Source organism: Lysobacter sp. cf310 (assembly GCF_900114355.1).
In the GTDB taxonomy this organism is placed as follows: Bacteria; Pseudomonadota; Gammaproteobacteria; order Xanthomonadales; family Xanthomonadaceae; genus Lysobacter.
In genome coordinates, this window is sequence record NZ_FOSS01000006.1 from 76,842 (window position 1) to 95,499 (window position 18,658).

The 18,658-nt window shown below is 69.8% G+C and carries 14 protein-coding genes and 1 pseudogene; 12 read left to right on the forward strand and 3 right to left on the reverse strand.

What is annotated here, in order from left to right; translation table 11 throughout:
- Positions 1-455: 455 nt before the first annotated feature.
- A complete protein-coding gene (locus BMZ45_RS19010) occupies positions 456-2,552 on the reverse strand; it encodes an NHL repeat-containing protein (RefSeq protein ID WP_091638238.1) in 2,097 nt (698 codons plus the stop codon).
- 2,378 nt (positions 2,553-4,930) lie between these two features.
- Here BMZ45_RS19010 and BMZ45_RS19015 point away from each other — a divergent pair.
- Complete coding sequence (locus BMZ45_RS19015) at positions 4,931-5,236, forward strand: FmdB family zinc ribbon protein (RefSeq protein WP_091638239.1); 306 nt, start codon at positions 4,931-4,933, stop codon at positions 5,234-5,236.
- A 114-nt stretch (positions 5,237-5,350) separates the two neighbouring features.
- On the opposite strand, the gene BMZ45_RS19020 is transcribed toward BMZ45_RS19015, so the two are convergent.
- Positions 5,351-6,265, reverse strand: coding sequence for a DUF3011 domain-containing protein (locus BMZ45_RS19020; RefSeq protein ID WP_254776696.1), 915 nt, complete (start codon positions 6,263-6,265; stop codon positions 5,351-5,353).
- A gap of 252 nt (positions 6,266-6,517) precedes the next feature.
- Between BMZ45_RS19020 and aspS the strand changes: the two genes are divergently transcribed.
- Together aspS and BMZ45_RS19030 are read left to right on the forward strand one after the other, a co-directional pair.
- A complete protein-coding gene (gene aspS / locus BMZ45_RS19025) occupies positions 6,518-8,284 on the forward strand; it encodes an aspartate--tRNA ligase (RefSeq protein ID WP_091638103.1) in 1,767 nt (588 codons plus the stop codon).
- 172 nt (positions 8,285-8,456) lie between these two features.
- Complete coding sequence (locus tag BMZ45_RS19030; RefSeq protein ID WP_091638104.1) at positions 8,457-8,984, forward strand: GNAT family N-acetyltransferase; 528 nt, start codon at positions 8,457-8,459, stop codon at positions 8,982-8,984.
- A gap of 188 nt (positions 8,985-9,172) precedes the next feature.
- Here the strand turns inward: BMZ45_RS19030 and BMZ45_RS19035 are convergent, their stop codons facing one another.
- Positions 9,173-10,639, reverse strand: coding sequence for a DUF4832 domain-containing protein (locus BMZ45_RS19035; protein ID WP_091638105.1), 1,467 nt, complete (start codon positions 10,637-10,639; stop codon positions 9,173-9,175).
- Between the two features lie 337 nt (positions 10,640-10,976).
- Between BMZ45_RS19035 and BMZ45_RS19040 the strand changes: the two genes are divergently transcribed.
- The 9 genes and pseudogenes from BMZ45_RS19040 (at position 10,977) to tolQ (ending at position 18,572) form a co-directional block, all read left to right on the forward strand.
- Positions 10,977-11,609, forward strand: a complete 633-nt coding sequence (locus BMZ45_RS19040) for an esterase/lipase family protein (RefSeq protein ID WP_254776697.1) — start codon at positions 10,977-10,979, stop codon at positions 11,607-11,609.
- Between the two features lie 95 nt (positions 11,610-11,704).
- Positions 11,705-12,436 (forward strand): YebC/PmpR family DNA-binding transcriptional regulator, encoded by a 732-nt coding sequence (locus BMZ45_RS19045; protein WP_091638106.1) that lies wholly within the window; start codon positions 11,705-11,707, stop codon positions 12,434-12,436.
- Between the two features lie 9 nt (positions 12,437-12,445).
- The gene (gene ruvC / locus BMZ45_RS19050; protein ID WP_091638107.1) at positions 12,446-12,973 is read left to right on the forward strand and encodes a crossover junction endodeoxyribonuclease RuvC; all 528 of its coding nucleotides are present in this window, start codon (positions 12,446-12,448) and stop codon (positions 12,971-12,973) included.
- A gap of 34 nt (positions 12,974-13,007) precedes the next feature.
- On the forward strand, positions 13,008-13,598 hold the full coding sequence (gene ruvA / locus BMZ45_RS19055) for a Holliday junction branch migration protein RuvA (protein ID WP_091638242.1): 591 nt from the start codon (positions 13,008-13,010) through the stop codon (positions 13,596-13,598).
- A gap of 135 nt (positions 13,599-13,733) precedes the next feature.
- Positions 13,734-15,578: pseudogene (locus BMZ45_RS19060) on the forward strand (potassium transporter Kup); the annotation flags it as partial.
- A 143-nt stretch (positions 15,579-15,721) separates the two neighbouring features.
- On the forward strand, positions 15,722-16,213 hold the full coding sequence (locus BMZ45_RS19065; RefSeq protein ID WP_091638109.1) for a cupin domain-containing protein: 492 nt from the start codon (positions 15,722-15,724) through the stop codon (positions 16,211-16,213).
- Between the two features lie 68 nt (positions 16,214-16,281).
- Positions 16,282-17,310, forward strand: a complete 1,029-nt coding sequence (gene ruvB, locus BMZ45_RS19070) for a Holliday junction branch migration DNA helicase RuvB (protein ID WP_091638110.1) — start codon at positions 16,282-16,284, stop codon at positions 17,308-17,310.
- A gap of 4 nt (positions 17,311-17,314) precedes the next feature.
- Positions 17,315-17,749, forward strand: a complete 435-nt coding sequence (gene ybgC, locus BMZ45_RS19075; RefSeq protein WP_254776698.1) for a tol-pal system-associated acyl-CoA thioesterase — start codon at positions 17,315-17,317, stop codon at positions 17,747-17,749.
- 37 nt (positions 17,750-17,786) lie between these two features.
- Positions 17,787-18,572: a protein TolQ gene (gene tolQ, locus BMZ45_RS19080; RefSeq protein WP_056182377.1), complete on the forward strand. Its 786-nt coding sequence runs from the start codon at positions 17,787-17,789 to the stop codon at positions 18,570-18,572.
- Positions 18,573-18,658: the final 86 nt, after the last annotated feature.

Consider the following 18,658-nt stretch of genomic DNA (forward strand, 5'->3'; position numbering starts at 1 on the left):
AACGGCTTCCGCCTGCTGCGCATGCGGGTCACCTTCTCTTGCTTTTGGCTCCCTCCTTTGGAAAAGGAGGGTTGGGGAGGATTTGCTTTTGCTTTGCTGCCGTCTGTTCTGACCGAAGGTCAACGGCTTCCGCCTGCTGCGCATGCGGGTCACTTTCTCTTGCTAGCCCAAGAGAAAGTAACCAAAGAGAAGGGCTAGCGTGACCAAACCTCCCCTGCGGGTTCGGGGCTGGCGCGGGGATTTTTCGATAGGACATCCATGTCCTATCGAAAAACGGCGCGCGTCCTGCGCGCCGCCCTTCGGGTCTACGGCTGGTCGGGTGAGTGCGGGGCTTTTGGATTTCAATGCAACAGCAACGGCAACAGCAGCGGCAACAGCAGCGGCAACGGCTGCGTTCGAAGCAACTTCGAGGTCCGGAGCGGGGGTGACTGTTTTGGTCGTCGCTGTCTATAGCCTTACTGCAAACGTACTTCCAGATCGCGTTTGGCTCCGGCCATGTTGCCGCTGTAGTCCTTGGCGGTGATGCGCAGCGTGTAATCCCCTGGCGGCAGCTCGGTCGGTACCCATAGGCCGGTCGCGAGCTTGCCGTCGCGGGCGGTGTTGGTCAGCACGTAGCGGAAGCGGGTGATCGCGTTGCCGTGGACGGTGATGCCGCTGCCGTCGGCGTAGATCACCTTGGGCGCCTCGTCCTCGGACGGCATGCGGTCGAACTGGATGTTGCTGCGTGGCGTCTCGTAGCCCGGCATCGGCGTGCCCGCCGCGTCCAGCCACTGGTAGCCCAATGCGTACAGGCCGAGCCGGCGCCGCGCCTGGTTGCCGTCGACCTGGTCCCAGGCGTCGACCACGATCTGCAGGCCGGGCAGGGCGCGCGACACCACGACGCGCCCTTGCTCGCGCTGTTCCAGCGGCTGGGCCGCGTCGTCCAGCAGGGCCACGCGCTCGATCTGCGGCGCGTAGCGGTCGGCGAACCCCAGGAAGCCCAGGCTGATCGCGTTGCGCTGGTAGCCGTCGGGGCCGACGATCAGATGCACGTGGGCCATGGGGTTGATCGTGCCCAGCGCGTCGCCGACGCGGAAGCGGGTGCCGCGCGGGACGCGCACGCGTTCGAGCTTGCCGGCTTCGTCGAATAGCGGCTGGAAACGCGCGGGGTCCAGCGAATCACCGCGCGCATCGCGGCCGACGCGCATGTGCACGTAGCCCAGCGTGTCCAGGCCCAGGCCTTCGCCGAGCTGGCCCAGGCCCCAGGTCGCGTGCGGGCTGCTGACCTTGGCGTCGGCGATCGCGAGCACGCGCTCGCCGACGTCGCCGGCGATGTCGAGGCCGCCGTGCAGGTGGTGACGGCTCTCGCCATCGCCGTCGCCGCGTACCTCGCCCAGGGTGCCGACCACTTCGTGCCAGGCGGTCTGCGGCGCCAGCGGCCAGCGGCCCTCGCTGCGCGGCAGCGGGTTGAGCGGCGAGGGGCCGACCGCGTCGGCGATCGCGGCCGCGCCGGGCACGGCCGGCGCCAGGCGGTGCACGCGGTAGCCCAGGGCGTCGGCGACGTAGAGCGTGTCGTCGGGCGCGATCGCCAGCGCCGACGGACGCGCCAGGCGCTGCGCCGAGACCGCGCCGCTGATAGTGTGCATCACGCCGCCTGCGCCGATCTGCAGCACGCGTCCGCGCGCCATCTCGCCGATGTAGATCACCCCGTCGTGGCTTACCGCCACGCTCAGCGGCCGGCGCAATGCGTCCGCCGGATCCTCCGGGAAAGTTTGCAGCAGGGTGCTGACCGCGCCGTCCAGGCCGATGCGCCGGATCGCGTTGTTGCGCAGGTCGGCCACCAGCACGCGCCCGTGACGGTCCACCGCGAGCGCGGTCGGGGTGTCGAAGCGCGCGACCGCGCCGGGGCCGTCCTGATAGCCCGGCCGCTCGCCGCCGGCCAGCGTGCGCACCTGCCCGTCCAGACCGATCACGCGGATGCGATCGTTGTAGGTGTCGGCGACGTAGACCTGGCCTTTGGCGTCCACGGCCACGCCGGTGGGGCCGTTGAAGCGCGCGACCGCGCCGGGGCCGTCGAGATAACCCGCGCTGCCGTCGCCGGCCACGGTGCTGACCGCGCCTTGCGGGCTGATCTTGCGGATCGCGTGGTTGCCGGTGTCGGCCACATACAGATTGCCGGCCGCGTCCAGGGCCAGGCCCGAGGGCGTGTCGAACGCCGCGGCGGCGCCGACGCCGTCGCGGAAGCCTTCGTCGGAACCGGCGAAGGTGGCGACGCTGCCGTCGGCGCGGATGCTGCGGATGCGGTTGTTGTCACCGGCGTCGGCGACGTAGAGCGTGCCGTCGCGGCCCAGCGCCAGCCCGTAGGGATCGGCGAAGCGCGCCTGCGCGCCCGCGCCGTCGCGCCAGCCCTGCACGCCGTCGCCGGCGCGCAACTGCAGCTGCCCGGTCCAGCCCAGCGGCGTGCGCTTGGGGGCGGCGGGCTTGAGCAGCGCGCCGGGTTCGAACACATAAGTCGCGGCCAGGGCGGCGGCGGTGAGGCCGATCGCCAGGCCCAGCCAAATATTTCGGGACATGCGGTTCCTGATGACGACGGCCGCGCGCACGGCGGGCCTGGAGCGAACCGGGATTCTAGCCGCGGGTTCGCGCGGCGAGTGGACCGATCCGGCGCGAGAATTCACCTCTCAACGCAAAGTGGTCGGTTTCGAGCGCGTGAAGCATCGACCCTGCGCCTGCGCTGGTTTAGATTTCGACGCGGCGCGTCGGGATCGCCCGAGGGCCACCACTGGGGATGGGAATGCGTCGAAACAGGAAGTGGCTCGCGGCGACGACCGCGGTCGTGATGGTGGCCGCGTTCGCGGCCCCGGTTTTCCATAACGTCATTCAGTCGGCGCTGGCGCGCGCGGCGAGCATGCGCGTGCTGCCGCAAGCGGCGCCCGGCGATCCGGCCGAGCCGATCGAGGTGCGCGGCTCGCAGCCCAAGCGCCCACCGGTCAGCCTGACCATCGCGGGCGAGATCAGCGGCCTGGCGCCGGGCGCGGCTCCGGATTCGATCCTGGTCCGGGTCGGCAACCGCAGCTTCTCCGGCCAGATTCAGGGCGGCGGCTATGTGGCCACCATCGACGCCCTGGACCCCGCCGAGATGGTCGACGTCCAAGTGCTGTCGCAGCGCGTGCGTTATCGCAGCGTGGTCGGCAGCTTCGGCAAGCTGATCGCGCATACCGGCGGCGACCGCCGCGTCGACGCCGTCGAGCTGCCGACGCTGCGGGTATCGCCTTGGAGCAGCGCGCTGGCGTTTCTGGTGAGCAAGGTGCTGGACGGCCGCGACGCGGCGAGCGACCGCGAGTTCGAGCAGGCCAGCCGCAGTCTGCTCGGAGACGACCTGTTCGGCGCGCGCTCCCTGCTCGAGGGCGTGTCCTCCGGTACGGTCGCCCTTCCGAACGGTTACGCCGATGGTCAGCAATTGCTGGAGAACGAAGCGGCCTACAGCGCCTGGCTCAACAGCGACAAGCTCAAGCCCGAGGCCGTGTTCGCCCAGGCGGACTATGCGCCCCTGGCGTTCTTGTCGCAGTTGCCGCCGCAGACGCTGATGATGGCGCCGATCCAGCGCGACAACTTTCCGGTGTTCTCCAATGCCCCCCAGTTGCTGCTGAGCAACACCGACGGCAGCTACAGCCTGTACGAAGGCGATTCCGAGGAAGCCCGCCCTACGTACACTGCCCAGCTGGCGGCTTCCGGCGACGTACTGTTGCTGCCGCGTACGCCGCGCGTATACGAACGCTACGAAGGCGTGACGCGCATGCGCCTGAGCTTGGACCGCATCGTCCTGCGGCGCCTGTTCGACGGCGAGCATTACGACCTGTGGGCGACCCGACAGGAGTGGACCAAGACCGCCGTCGATCAGCCGGCGCTTCCGCCGCAACCCTACTGGTCGATGCGGCTATGGTCGGTCTCCGATCTGCAGGAGGTCGCGCGAGCCGGGTCTTGGATATCGGCGCCTACCCGGCGCGCTTTGCCGTGGCCTTGCACGCAGCGCACGAGCCAGATGAGCAGCGGCCTGCGCTTGGAAAACTGCGATTTCGTCCAGCACCGCTTCGATGCGGGCGGCGGCGGCCTGACCGAGGACCACGGCTTCAAAGTCGGCGCCGACATGCAACCGCAGGCGGCGGAGGCAGGCGTCGCGTTCGCATGGTACGTGGAGGGCCGCGCGCTGGTGGTGGACACGCCGCTGGCCACGCTGCGCTACTGGAGCGTCGACGGCGACGATGCCGTCGATACGGTGGTCTACATCGCCAACGGCAAGGGCGCCAACGCCGCGCAGACCTGGAGTGGCGTGAGCGGTTCACTAGCGGTGGATAGCCTGCAGTTCGAGGTCGCGCAGGCCCAAGGCGTCTGGACCCTGGCCTCGGCCGCCACCTTGGCGACGGCGTACCCGAACCCGCATTACACACTGGAAATCCAGCGCGATGCCGGCGGTGTCGGCGAGCAGCGCCAAGACGGCTATGGGCTGGGGCCGCGTGCCGTGCCCAACAAGTGGGACATGGTGCAAGGACGCGTCTACGACGTCCTCACCACTGCCGAATTCGGTCCGGGCCAGGGTAGGCGCAACGTGCACGATTGCGTCAGCGCGTTCGCGGCCGGGGCGCTGACCTGCGCGCCCGCCCGCATCCGCACATTCCGTCCGCTGCACCGAGTCGGCGACGGCCTGTACGGGATCGAGGAACTGCACATGCAGTTCGAGCAGAAGCCACCGGGTTACGCCGGCGTCTATGATGTGGTCTCCAGCGCCCGGCCGAACTTCCAGCGTTGCCTGGCCGGCGCCTGCCTGACCCCGCCGGCGCTGCGGCTGCCCGCGGCCCCGGCCCTACGCCTCCCCGCGAGCCCGGGCGTGGTTGAATCGCGGCCTGTCACCCCCATCCTTGCTGTCGTCCGTCCCGGAAAAACCCGAACCGCAATGCCTATCTACGCCTTCCAGTGCAGCGCCTGCGGGCACAGCTTCGACCGTCTGCAGAAGCTGTCCGACGCCGATCCCAGCGTATGCCCGTCCTGCGGGGCGGAAGCCGTGGGCCGTCAGCTCACCGCGCCGCAGTTCCGCCTGGCCGGCGGCGGCTGGTACGAGACCGACTTCAAGAAGGACGGCGACAAGAAGCGCAATCTGGTCGACGGCGGCAGCGGCGCGCCCAAGCCGGCCGAAACCAAGGCCGAGCCGGCCAAGAGCGAGCCCAAGCCGGCCGCCAAGCCGGCCGCGTCCTCGGAGTGAGCCCCAGGCCCCGGAGCGATCCGGGGCGGTCGCCGCGAGGGCCGGTGCCTATGAGGCGCGCGCCGGGAAGCGGCAAAAGCGACGGGCGCCGTTGCGGCGCCCGCCATGGGCCTATCAGTTACCGAATTCGCCGCGGCAGCCGCGGCTGACCCAGATCGCCGTGCGCGAGCTGATGCCCCAGGTATTGCCCTGGATGCAGGGCTGCTTGGAGATCTGCCGCAGCAGGCGCGGCACGCCGTAGCCGGGCGGCCAGGCGCAGGTGGTGGTGCGGTTGTCGACGCTGGAGCAGGTCACCCGGCGCGCGCCGGGTTGCGGCGGCTGGATCTGGGCGCCGGCCACGAAGTCGGCGCGGCAGCCCTGGGTGACCCAGACCTGGCCGTTCTGCGACTGCCAGGTGCGGCCCTCGATGCAGGCCGAGCTGGACAGCTGGCGCGACAGCCGGGTCTGCCCGTACCAGGGCACCGAGCAGGTGCGCGGGCGGTTGTCGGTGCTCTCGCAGCGCACGGTCTGGCCGACCGGCGGCACCGGCGGGCTCAGGCCGGGGCCGAACTCGCCGCGGCAGCCGCCGCTGACGTAGATGTTGCCGTCGCGCGACTGCCAGGTGCTGCCCTCGGTGCAGGGCGTCTTGGACAGCTGCCGCAGCAGGCGCGAATAACCGGGCCAGCTGGTGCGGCAGGTGCGCGGACGGCCGTCGCTGCTCTCGCAGCGGATCGTGCCGCCAGGCTGGGGGCCGATCCCGCCGCCGTCGCCGGTCAGGGACTGCGAGATGTCGGTCTTGATCCGGCTGAAGGTCCAGTTGGAGCGGTTGATCTGATCGATATAGAAGCGCAGCTGGTCGTCCGGAATGCGCCGGCCGTTGGACTGTTCGGAGTACTCCAGGCTGATCACCCGGACCTGGTCGTTGTAGGACAGGTTGCGCAGGTTTTCGGGCGCGTAGGCCCGCACCTGGGGCTGGGCCAGGACCTGGACGGGAGCGGCCAGGGCCGCCAGACACAACGCCAGCGACAACGGTTTGAGCAGTTTCAGCATGGCCTATCCCCTAGCCGGATGGAGCACGCGGCGGACCGGGCCGCGGCCGGTGGTGCGGGTGCGTACGGGACGGCCAGTGGGCGGATTCGATGTGGACGAAATCCAGCCGTGGGCGCCGCTGCGGGACAAGTAACCGGCTGGAGCCGTTAAGATAGCGTGTTCCTGGCCCAGGCCCGGACGCGCGCCGGCTCCGCCCGGCGCCCCCCACCGTGCCGGCCCCGCGCCGGCCGCCGTTTCGATCCCGGAGTTTCCATGCGTACCCACTTCTGCGGCCTCGTCGACGAGGCGCTGATCGGCCAGACCGTCACCTTGTGCGGCTGGGTCAACACCAACCGCGTCCAAAGCCACGTGGTGTTCACCGATTTGCGCGATCACGAGGGCGTGGTCCAGATCGTGGTCGATTCCGACATGGTCGAGCTGTTCAAGATCGCCAGCGACCTGAGCGTGGAGAGCTGCGTGCGCGTGACCGGCACGGTGCGCGCGCGCCAGGCCGCCAACGACAAGATCCGCAGCGGCAAGGTCGAGATCCTGGCCGCGACCATCGAGGTGCTGAACAAGGCCGAGCCGCTGCCGTTCCATGCCCACGAGAACGCCGGCGAGGAAACCCGCCTGACCTATCGTTACCTGGACCTGCGCCGTCCCGAGATGCAGAAGATGATGCGCACGCGCATCCGCCTGGTGCAGTCGCTGCGCCGCTGGCTGGACGCGCGCGGCTTCCAGGACATCGAAACCCCGATCCTGACCAAGGCCACGCCCGAGGGCGCGCGCGACTTCCTGGTGCCGGCGCGCATGCACCCGGGCGAGTTCTATGCCCTGCCGCAGTCGCCGCAGCTGTTCAAGCAGATCCTGATGGTGGCCGGCTTCGACCGCTACTACCAGATCGCGCGCTGCTTCCGCGACGAAGCCCTGCGCGCCGATCGCCAGCTCGAATTCACCCAGCTCGACATGGAGTTCGCCTGGGTCTCCGAGCGCGACGTGCAGGACACCGTCGAGGACATGATCCGGGTGGTGTTCAAGGAATCCATCGACGTCGAGCTCGACGCCCAGTTCCCGCGCATGACCTACGCCGAGGCGATGCGCCGCTACGGTTCGGACAAGCCGGACCTGCGCATCGAGTTGGAGTTCGTCGACATCGCCGAGCTGGTCAAGAACTGCGAGTTCAAGGTCTTCACCGACTGGGCCAACCACGCCGACGGCCGCGTGATCGCGCTGCGCGCGCCGGGCGCCGCGGGCTGGTCGCGCAAGCAGATCGACGACGCCGGCGCGCACGCCGCCAAGCATGGCGCCAAGGGCCTGGCCTGGATGAAGGTCGAGGACCTGTCCAAGGGCCGCGAGGGCATCAACTCGCCCATCGCCAAGTTCTTCGACGACGCCACCCTGGCCCGAATCGTCGAAGCCAGCGGCGCCCAGAGCGGCGACGCGATCTTCTTCGGCGCGGCCGACTACAAGACCGCCAGCGACTTCATGGGCGCGCTGCGCCTGAAGCTGGGCAAGGACCTGGGCCTGGTCGGCGCGGGCTGGAAGCCGCTGTGGGTCACCGACTTCCCGATGTTCGAGTGGGACGAGGAGGCGCAGCGCTACGTCGCCCTGCATCACCCCTTCACCGCGCCGGCGGTGGACGACATCGCCGACCTGCGCGCCAACGCCAAGACCGCGGTGTCGCGCGGCTACGACATGGTGCTCAACGGCAACGAGATCGGCGGCGGTTCGATCCGCATCCACCGTCCGCAGATGCAGTCGGCGGTGTTCGATCTGCTCGGCATCGGCGCGGAAGAGGCCGAAGCCAAGTTCGGCTTCCTACTCGACGCGCTCAAGTACGGCGCGCCGCCGCACGGCGGCATCGCCTTCGGCATCGACCGCATCGCCGCGCTGATGGCCGGCACCGAGTCGATCCGCGACGTGATCGCGTTCCCCAAGACCACCACCGCGCAATGCCTGATGACCGGCGCGCCGTCGCCGATTCCGGACGCGCAGCTGGCCGAAGTGCACGTGATGGTGCGTCCGAAGGATCCGGCCTAAAGCCGTGCACGGCCTTGGGGTAGGAGCGGCGTAAGCCGCGACCGCGCCCCATCGGCCGTCGGCGCCGCGACCACCGCGCCGGCGGCTGCGGCTTCGTGCCGCGATCGTTTTGGGCCGGTGTATGCGATTGCGCGGTCGCGGCTCACGCCGCTCCTACATAAGGCAGACAGCCATGAGCGACGACTACCGTATCCGCCGCGCCACCCCCGACGACGCGGCGCTGCTGGCCGACCTGGCCGCGCGCACCTTCATCGAGACCTTCGGCCATCTGTATCCGCCGCAGGATCTGCGCCGCTTCATCGACGAGGCCTACTCGGTCGAGGCGCAGGCGCGCACCTTGGGCGATGCGGACTACGCGGTGTGGTTGCTGGAGCGCGACGGCGTCGCGGTCGGCCACGCCCTGGCCGGCCCCTGCGGCCTGCCGCATGCCGAGGTCGCGGCCGGCGACGGCGAGCTCAAGCGCCTGTACGTGCTGCGCGAGGCCCAGAACGGCGGGCAGGGCGGGCGTTTGTTCCAGACCGTGCTGGATTGGTTGCTGCGCGACGGCCCGCGCACCTTGTGGATCGGCGTGTGGTCGGAGAACCACGGCGCGCAGCGCTTCTACGCGCGTCACGGCTTCGTGCATGTGGGCGACTACGACTTCGTGGTCGGCGACACCCGCGACCACGAATTCATTCTGCGGCGCCCGGCGCAGGGCTAAGCGTCCGGCCGATGCCCGCCTTGCCGGGGTAGGAGCGGCGCAAGCCGCGACCGCGAATCCGCGCACGGCGACGAGCTTTCGATTCCCCGCAGCGACCTGCGATAGCCTGCGCGATGGTCATCGCGCAGGCTATCGAGTCATGGCGGTCGCGGCTTACGCCGCTCCCACCCCACAGCGGTGCGCAAGACTCAGCGCGCCGCCACCACGTCCACCGCACCCAAGCTCAAACGCCCCGCGCTATCGCGGCCCATGTTCTGCGGCGCGATGCCGCGGCGGCCCGGCCAGCTGTCGGCGAGCGCGAGCTTGAGCGTGTAGCGGCCCGGCGCCAGCGTGGCCGGCACGCTCGCCTGCACGGCCTGGCTGTGCGGGGCGCCCGGCAGCAGGCCGGTCAGCGGGTAGTCGAGCGCCGACTTCGCGCGCAGCGTGCCGGACGCGTCCAGCCAGTGCAGTTCGGCCTGATAGACCTGATACAGCGGTGCCACGCCGGTGTTCTCGATGCTCAGCGTGACCGGCAGGGTGGCGCCGGCCACCGTCTGATCGGCCCAGTTCACGCGGCGCACGGTGAACTCGTAGCCCAGCGCGCGCTTGATGCTGAGCAGCTTGGCGCGGAAGGCCGCGGTGCCCGTGGTCTCGTGCTGCCCGGCCGGGCCCAGCCAGGTGAAGTGGTAGTCGCGGACCAGCTTGACGATGTCGGCGGTGCGGTCGGTCCACAGCTTTTTCTGGTCGGCGTAGGGGCTTTCGCCGCCGATCGGATTGAGCCGCCAGTTCTCGCGCGCGGCCGGCACCTCGTTGCGATAGCCCCATTCCAGGTTCCACCAGCCGGTGTCGTCGCAGCGCTTGAGCTTGGGCGAGTAGGCGTTGCACATGGCGGTGAAGGACGGGAAGAAATCCTCGCTGAAGCCGAACGCGGCGCCGCCGACGTCGCTGGCGCGCGCGTAGCGGGTGTGCAGCGGCGTCTGCGTGAAGGCGCTGGTATAGGCGTCGCGCACCAGCGCGCGCGTGGTCGCGTCGGGCTCGTAGCTGGCGCAGCCGGAGGTGTGCCATTCGCCCCAGAAACCGAGCAGGCCGACGTGGACCGCGGTGATGCGCGGGTCGCCGTCGTAGCGGCGCGCGAACGCGCGTACGAACTGCTGCAACTGTTCGCGCATCGCCGGGGTGTTGTAGTCCGGCGCCACGCCGGGGCCGTCGCCGCCGCAGCTGGTGTAGACGCGCCCAGGAATGTTCAACGGGGCCTGGCCGAGAAACTTGGGGTAGTCGCGCTCGGGCTGTTCGCTGTCGTAGTAGTGATGGATGTTGTTGCCGACGCTGTCCGGGTAGTCGGCGACCGGGCGCAGCACGAAGGTGGCGTTGGGGTCCTCGGCCAGGATCGGCGCCAGGTGGCGTTGTTCGAAGCTGTCCCAGTCGTACTGTTCGTCGGCGGTTTCGACTTCGCGCCAGGGCAGGTAGATCTGGTAGATCGAGGCGCCGTAATAGTTGTCGGGCAGGCCGCCGTCGGCGCCGACCGTGGTGCCCCAGAGCAGGAAACCGCGGTGCGGGTTGGACAGGTCGTCGTTGCTTTGCGCGGGGGCGATTTCGCCGGCGTGCGCGGACGACAGGGCGAGCAGGGCGGTCAGCGCGCAGGCCAGGGCGGTGGGTAGTACGGGTCGCAGGTCCATGTGGACTCCGTGAGTGGGGGGCGCGGCGATGGTGAGCGCTGCCCGCGGCGCCGGGAGGGGCGCGGCATCACAGTCCCAGGCGTCCCGTGGATGGGACAACCGTTCCGCTAGCCAGGTCACGCTTGTTCCACGCGATTCGCGCCGTCGACGCCAGCCATCGCATACGCTTTGGGGTAGCAGTGGCGTAAGCCGCGACCGTCATGCTCACGTCCCTGCGCGGGTCGTCCGCGCGTCGTGGTCGCGACGCGCGCCGCTCCCGCACCCGACCGGCGCCGCCCGACTTGGTTAGCATCGACGCAGACCCGATATCGTCCGCAAGGCGAACGACGGAGCGGCGATGGAGCGAGCGACGACGGATACCACGCGCAAGGTGCTGTTGATCCACGGCATCTGGATGCCGGCGCTGTCGATGCGCTGGATGGCCGCGCGTCTGGCCGAGGCCGGCTTCGAGCCTGCTCTGCATGCCTATGCCGGCGCCGCCGGCGGTCCGGACGCGGCCCTGCCCGGGCTGGTCGAGCGCCTGCGTGCCGGCCCCGGCCACGTCCTCGCCCACAGCCTGGGCGGACTGATGACCCTGAGCGCGCTGGCCGCGCAGCCCGAGCTGCCGGTGCGGCGCGTGGTCTGTCTGGGCTCGCCGTTGTGCGGCAGCGCCGCCGCCGGCGGCCTGGCCCGGCGCGCCTGGACCGCGGCCGCGCTGGGCCGCAGCGCCGATCTGCTGCTGCGCGGTTGCCCGCCCTGGCGCGGCGGGGCCGAAGTGGCGGTGATCGCCGGCTCCACCCCGCACGGCCTGGGCCGTTACTTCGGCGATCTCGGGCCGGACAGCGACGGCACCGTGGCGGTCGCCGAGACCCGCCTGGACGGGCTCAGCGACCACGCCGTGATCCCGGCCAGCCACACCGGCCTGCTGTTCTCGGCCCAGGCCGCACGGATGGCGGCGGCCTTTTTCCGCCACGGCCGCCTGCGCGCCTGAGACCCGGCCGGCCCGGCTCGGGCGGGGCGAACCCGGTGGGCGCGCACTTATCGAGTAAAATCGCCGGCTTGTTCACAGATTGAGCCGGTAACGCCATGGGTAGAGGTCCGTCGATCGAAGCGCGCAAGAACGCCGAGGACGCGCGGCGCGGCAAGATCTTCACCAAGATCATCCGCGAGATCAGCGTGGCCGCGCGCCGCGGCGGCGGCGATCCCGGCGGCAATCCCAGCCTGCGCACCGCGATCGACAAGGGCCTGTCGGCCAACATGTCCAAGGACGTGATCGAACGCGCGGTGAAGAAGGCGACCGGCGCCCTGGAAGGGGTGGAGTACGAGGAAGTGCGCTACGAGGGCTACGCCCCGGGCGGCGTGGCGGTGATCGTCGACTGCCTGACCGACAACAAGGTCCGCACCGTCGCCGACGTGCGCCATGCCTTCGGCAAGTTCGGCGGCAACCTGGGCACCGACGGTTCGGTCGCGTTCCTGTTCCAGAAGCGCGGCGTGCTGTGGTTCCCGGCCGGTTCGGACGAGGACCAGATCACCGAAGCGGCGATCGAGGCCGGTGCCGACGATGTCGTGGTCTATCCGGACGACGGCTCGATCGACGTGCTGACCGCGCCGGACGCGTTCGCGGCGGTGAAGGCGGCGATGGAGGCGGTCGGGCTGGCGCCGGCGCAGTCCGAGGTCACCTACCGCGCCGAGAACGACATCGCCGTCAGCGGCGAGACCGCGCAGCAGGTGGTCAAGATGCTGGCCTGGCTCGAGGACCTGGACGACGTCCAGAACGTCTACTCCAACGCCGAACTCGGCGCCGACGCCTACGCGTAGACTGCCTGCGTGATCCGCATCCTCGGCATCGACCCCGGTTCGCAGCGTACCGGCCTGGGCGTCATCGACGTCGCGGCCGACGGCCGCTGCAGCTATGTGCACGCGCAGGCGCTGAAGCTGCTCGACGCCGAGGACTTCCCGTCGCGGCTGGGCCTGCTGTGCGAGGGCCTGGAGGCGGCGCTGGACGAATGGCAGCCGCAACAGGTCGCGATCGAAACGGTGTTCATGGACAAATCGGCGATGTCGGCGTTGAAGCTGGGCCACGCCCGCGGCGCCGCCCTGGCGACGGTGGTGCGCCGGCGCATCCCGATCAGCGAGTACGCGCCGCGCGTGATCAAGCAGTCGCTGGTCGGCCGCGGCGCGGCCGACAAGGAGCAGGTCCAGCACATGGTGCGTCTGCTGCTGAACCTGCCGCAAATGAAGCTGCAGGCCGACGCCGGCGACGCCCTTGCGGTGGCCCTGACGCATGCGCATATGAGTGCTACCGCCGCCCGCACCGGCCTGACCGCGGTGCAACTGCGCAGGCGCGGCACGTGAGCGCGCCGTACCGTCATCCCTGGGGAGTGTGTCCGTGATCGGTCGTCTCAAAGGCATCCTGGTGCACAAGGCGCCCCCTTGGATCGTCGTGGACGTTAACGGCGTCGGCTACGAGCTGGAAGCGCCGATGAGCACCTTCTACGACCTGCCCGAGCTGGGCCGCGAGGTCGCCTTGTTCACCCATTACGCGCAGAAGGAAGACAGCGTTTCGCTGTACGGCTTCCTGCGCGAGACCGAGCGCCGTCTGTTCCGCGACGTGCAGAAGGTCAGCGGCATCGGCGCCAAGATCGCGCTGGCCGTGCTGTCGGGCGTGCCGGTGGAGGAGTTCGCGCGCCTGGTCCAGGCCGGCGACGTGACCGCGCTGACCCGCATCCCCGGCATCGGCAAGAAGACCGCCGAGCGCATGGTGGTCGAGCTGCGCGACCGCGCCGCCGATTTCGTCGGCTCCGGTACCGTCCTGGGCGGCAACGGCGTGCCCGCCGACCCGCAGAGCGAGGCCACCGTGGCCCTGCAGCAACTGGGCTACAAGCCCGCCGAGGCCGCGCGCATGGCGCGCGATGCCACCGCCGCCGGCGACGACGCCGCCGCCATCATCCGCAAAGCGCTAAAGTCCGCGCTTCGCTGAGCCCACGGCGGACACCCCGCCCGGAGCACACGCACCATGGCTTCCACCGTTCCTTCCGCCAATGCGCAGCCGCGCAAGAAGTCCCATGACGCCCAGGGCCACGGTCACGGCCACGGCAACAAGGGCCTGCCCGGACTGGTCGTGGGCGCGATCGGCGTGGTCTTCGGCGACATCGGCACCAGCCCGCTGTACACCCTGAAAGAGGCGTTCTCGCCGCACTTCGGTCTGGTCGGCAATCACGACACCGTGCTGGGCATCCTGTCGCTGGTGTTCTGGGCGCTGATGATCGTGGTCACCCTGAAGTACGTGACCATCATCATGCGCGCCGACAACGAGGGCGAGGGCGGCATCATGGCGCTGATGACCCTGGCCCAGCGCACCCTGGCCAAGGGCGGTCGTTCGGCGTACATCGTGGGCATCCTGGGCATCTTCGGCGCCTCGCTGTTCTTCGGCGACAGCGTGATCACCCCGGCGATCTCGGTGCTGGGCGCGGTCGAGGGCCTGGAAGTCGCGGCGCCCGGCCTGCACCGTTTCATCGTGCCGATCACCGTGGTGATCCTGCTGATGGTGTTCCTGGCCCAGCGCTTCGGCACCGAGAAGGTCGGCCGCGTGTTCGGCCCGATCACCGTGCTGTGGTTCCTGGCCCTGGCCGCGATCGGCATCCACAACATCATCGACGCGCCGGAAGTGCTGAAGGCGCTGAACCCGATGTGGGGCGCGCGCTTCTTCATCGAGCACGGCACCCATTCGGTGCTGATCCTGGGCGTGGTGGTGCTGGCGGTGACCGGCGGCGAAGCGCTGTACGCCGACATGGGCCACTTCGGCGCGCGCCCGATCCGTTACGCCTGGTACATCATGGTGCTGCCCTGCCTGATGCTGAATTACCTGGGCCAGGGCGCGTTCGTGCTCGGCCATCCCGACGCGGTGCGCAATCCCTTCTTCGAGGCGGTGCCGTCGTGGGCGCTGTACCCGATGATCGTGCTGGCGACGATGGCGGCGGTGATCGCCTCGCAGGCGGTCATCACCGGCGCTTACTCGGTGGCGCGCCAGGCCATGCAGTTGGGCTACATCCCGCGCATGCAGATCAAGCACACCTCGCACGACACCATCGGCCAGATCTACGTGCCCTACATCAACTGGATCCTGGCGATCACGGTGATCGCGGTGGTGCTGGCCTTCCGCAGCTCGACCGCGCTGGCCACCGCCTACGGCATCTCGGTGTCGGCGACGATGCTGATCGACACCTTGCTGCTGGCCCTGGTCGCGCGTGCGCTGTGGCCGCGCTGGCGTACCTGGGTGCTGCCGCTGTGCGTGGTGTTCTTCATCGTCGACGTCGGCTTCGTGGTCGCCAACGGCGCCAAGTTCTTCGACGGCGCCTGGTTCCCGGTGGTGCTGGGCCTGACCGTGTTCACGGTGATGCGCACCTGGCGTCGCGGCCGCGAACTGCTGCACGACGAGGTGCGCAAAGAGGGCATCCAGCTCGACAGCTTCCTGCCCGGCCTGATGCTGGCGCCGCCGATCCGGGTACCCGGCACCGCGGTGTTCATGACCGCCGACAAGGGCGTGGTCCCGCACGCGCTGCTGCACAACCTCAAGCACAACAAGGTGCTGCACGAGCGCAACGTGTTCCTGACCGTGGAAACCCTGAACGTGCCGCATGCGCCGCGCGAGAAGCGCCTCAAGATCGAGGCCATCGGCGACGATTTCTACCGCGTGCTGATCCGCTTCGGCTTCATGGAAGTGCCCGACGTGCCGCTGGCGCTGATGCGCTCCTGCGACGCCGGCGGCATCTACTTCGACCCGATGGACACCACCTATTTCGCCAGCCGCGAGACCGTGGTCGCCAGCCGCCATCGCGGCATGCCGATCTGGCGCGACCGCCTGTTCGCCTTCATGCACCGCAACGCGGCGCCGGCGACCGGCTTCTTCCGCATCCCGGGCAACCGCCTGGTCGAGCTGGGCGCGCAGGTCGAGATCTGATCCGCGCCGCCGCGCGCCAGCGCAAGCGCCGCCGCGCAACGCAGCGATGCGCGCGGCGACGCGGGAATGAGCGTTCCAGCGGACGCATTGCCGCATCCGGCGCGGCTGCCTAGCCTCGAGCGCTCCTCTTCCGAGACAGCGCGATGCCGAACGCCGGTGCGATACCCGATCCCGATGCGTCAGCCCAGCCCAAGACCTACCTGATCCAGGAGCGGTCCGCCGAGACCGTCGCCGGCACCGGCAGCCGCCTGTGGCTGCTCGCCGACGCCAGCGATTGCTGCGGCGCGCTGGGCGTCAACCGCTTGCGCCTGGGGGCCGGCGCCGCCGGCGCCAAGCCGCATTTCCACGCGCGCTCCAGCGAAGCCTTCTACGTGCTCGAGGGCGTCCTGCGCATGGTCGTCGACGGCGAACCGGTGAGCGTGGATCGGGGCGGTCTGGTGGTGATCCCGCCCGGCGTCGTGCATTCCTTCGGCGCCGGCCCCGACGCGGTCGCCGACGTCCTGGTCACCCTGACCCCGGGCGTGGACCGTTTCGACTATTTCCGCCTGCTGCCCAAAATCCTGCGCGGCGAGGCCGACCCGCGCGCGCTGGCCGAGGCGCCGCAGCGCTACGACGTGCATTTCGTCGACGCCTGAGCCGCCGCATCGCCGGAACGTGCGCCGCGCCGTGGGCGGGCCGCGCGCGGCCATGCGAACATAGGCGCATGACCGAAAACCGCATCATCGCCCCCGGCGCGAGCCGCGAGGACGAGGCCCTGGAGGCCTCGATCCGGCCCAAGCGTCTGGACGAATACCTGGGCCAGCAACCGGTCCGCGAGCAGCTCAAGATCTACATCGAGGCCGCCAAGGGCCGCGGCGAGGCCCTGGACCACGTCCTGATCTTCGGCCCGCCCGGCCTGGGCAAGACCACCCTCAGCCACGTGATCGCCAACGAGCTGGGCGTGAACCTGCGCCAGACCTCGGGCCCGGTGATCGAGAAGGCCGGCGACCTAGCCGCGCTGCTGACCAATCTGCAGCCGCACGACGTGCTGTTCGTCGACGAGATCCACCGCCTCTCGCCCGTGGTCGAGGAGGTGCTGTATCCGGCGATGGAGGACTACCAGATCGACATCATGATCGGCGAGGGCCCCGCGGCGCGCTCGATCAAGCTCGACCTGCCGCCCTTCACCCTGATCGGCGCCACCACCCGCGCCGGCCTGCTGACCGCGCCGCTGCGCGACCGTTTCGGCATCGTCCAGCGCCTGGAGTTCTACAGCGCCGAGGAGCTGACCAAGATCGTGCGCCGCTCGGCCCAGATCCTGGGCATCGACTGCGTGCCCGAGGGCGCGGCCGAGATCGCCAAGCGCTCGCGCGGCACCCCGCGCATCGCCAACCGCCTGCTGCGGCGCGTGCGCGATTTCGCCCAGGTGCGCGCCGGCGGCCGCATCGATATGGAGACCGCCGACGCCGCCATGGCCATGCTCAAGGTCGACCCGCAGGGCTTCGACGAGCTCGACCGGCGCCTGCTGCTGACCATCATCGAGTCCTTCGACGGCGGCCCGGTGGGCGTGGAATCGCTGGCCGCCGCGCTCAGCGAGGAGCGCGGCACGCTCGAGGACGTGATCGAGCCCTACCTGATCCAGCAGGGCTATCTGGTCCGCAGCGCGCGCGGCCGCATGGCCACGCCCAAGGCCTACCGGCACGTCGGCCTGAAGCCGAAAGCCAATATCGTCGGGCTTTTCGAAGAGGATTGAGCGAGTGATTGCACCGGCGTTCAGTTGGCCGACACGCGTCTATTGGGAAGATACCGACGCCGGTGGCGTGGTCTACCACGCGCAATACCTGGCGTTCCTGGAGCGCGCGCGCAGCGAATGGGTGCGCGCGCAGGGTTACGGCCAGGAGCGGTTGCGGCTGGAATTCGAGCTGGTGTTCGCGGTGCGCGCGATGCAGGTCGACTTCCTCAAGCCCGCGCGCCTGGACGACGCCCTGTCGGTGTCGGCCGAGCTGCGCGAGTGCCGCCGCGCCAGCCTGGTGTTCGCGCAGGCCATCCACCGCGGCGACGAGCGTCTGTTCACGGCGACGGTGCGCTTGGCCGCACTGGACCCGCGGGACTTCCGCCCGCGCCCGATTCCGGCGGCGCTGTACGAGCCGCTGCAAGCGTTGGTCACCCCGGCGCCGCAAGAACCAACGTAACCATCAGGCCCGTGTTGCGGGCTACGGAGAAACAAGCATGACGTCATCGTTGATCGCGCTACTGGCCACGACCGTGGAAGCCCTGCCGGAAGAGGCCGCCAGCGCGGTGACGCAGGCCGCGACCGCCGCCACCGCCGCGGGCGGCGACTTCAGTCTGCTGGCGCTGCTGCGCGACGCCAGCCTGCCGGTGCAGTTCATCATGGCCCTGCTGGTGCTGGCCTCGGTCACCTCCTGGATCATCATCTTCCGCAAGTGGAAGGTGATCCGTCGCGCCAAGCACGAGGCCGACCAGTTCGAGGAACGCTTCTGGTCCGGCGCCGAACTCAGCAAGCTCTACGCCGGCACCACCGAGCGCGGCCGCGGCGTCGGCGGCCTGGAGGCGATCTTCGAAGCCGGTTTCCGCGAATTCAACCGCATCCGCCAGCGTCGCGGCGTGGATGCGCGCGCCCAGCTCGAAGGCGCCCAGCGCGCGATGCGCGCGACCGGCTCGCGCGAGCTCGACGGCCTGGAGCACAATCTGGAACTGTTGGCCAACATCGGCTCGACCTCGCCCTACATCGGCCTGGTCGGCACCGTGTTCGGCATCATGGTCACCATGCATTCGCTGATCTCGACCACCAAGCAGGTCGGCATCGCCGACGTCGCTCCGGGCATCTCCGAGGCGCTGCTGGCCACCGCGATGGGCCTGTTCGTGGCGATCCCGGCGGTCTGGGCCTACAACCGCTTCGCCACCGGCGTGGAACGCCTGTCGGTGCGCTACGACGCGTTCTCCGAGGAGTTTTCCTCGATCCTGCAACGGCAGTCCCACCTCGACGAAGGCTGATGCGGGCCCTCCGCACGCATCCGCATCCGAGCGCGTATTCGCGCCTGCGCCTTCCGCCCCCGCGGAAGGCCTCGTAAAGAAAGAGA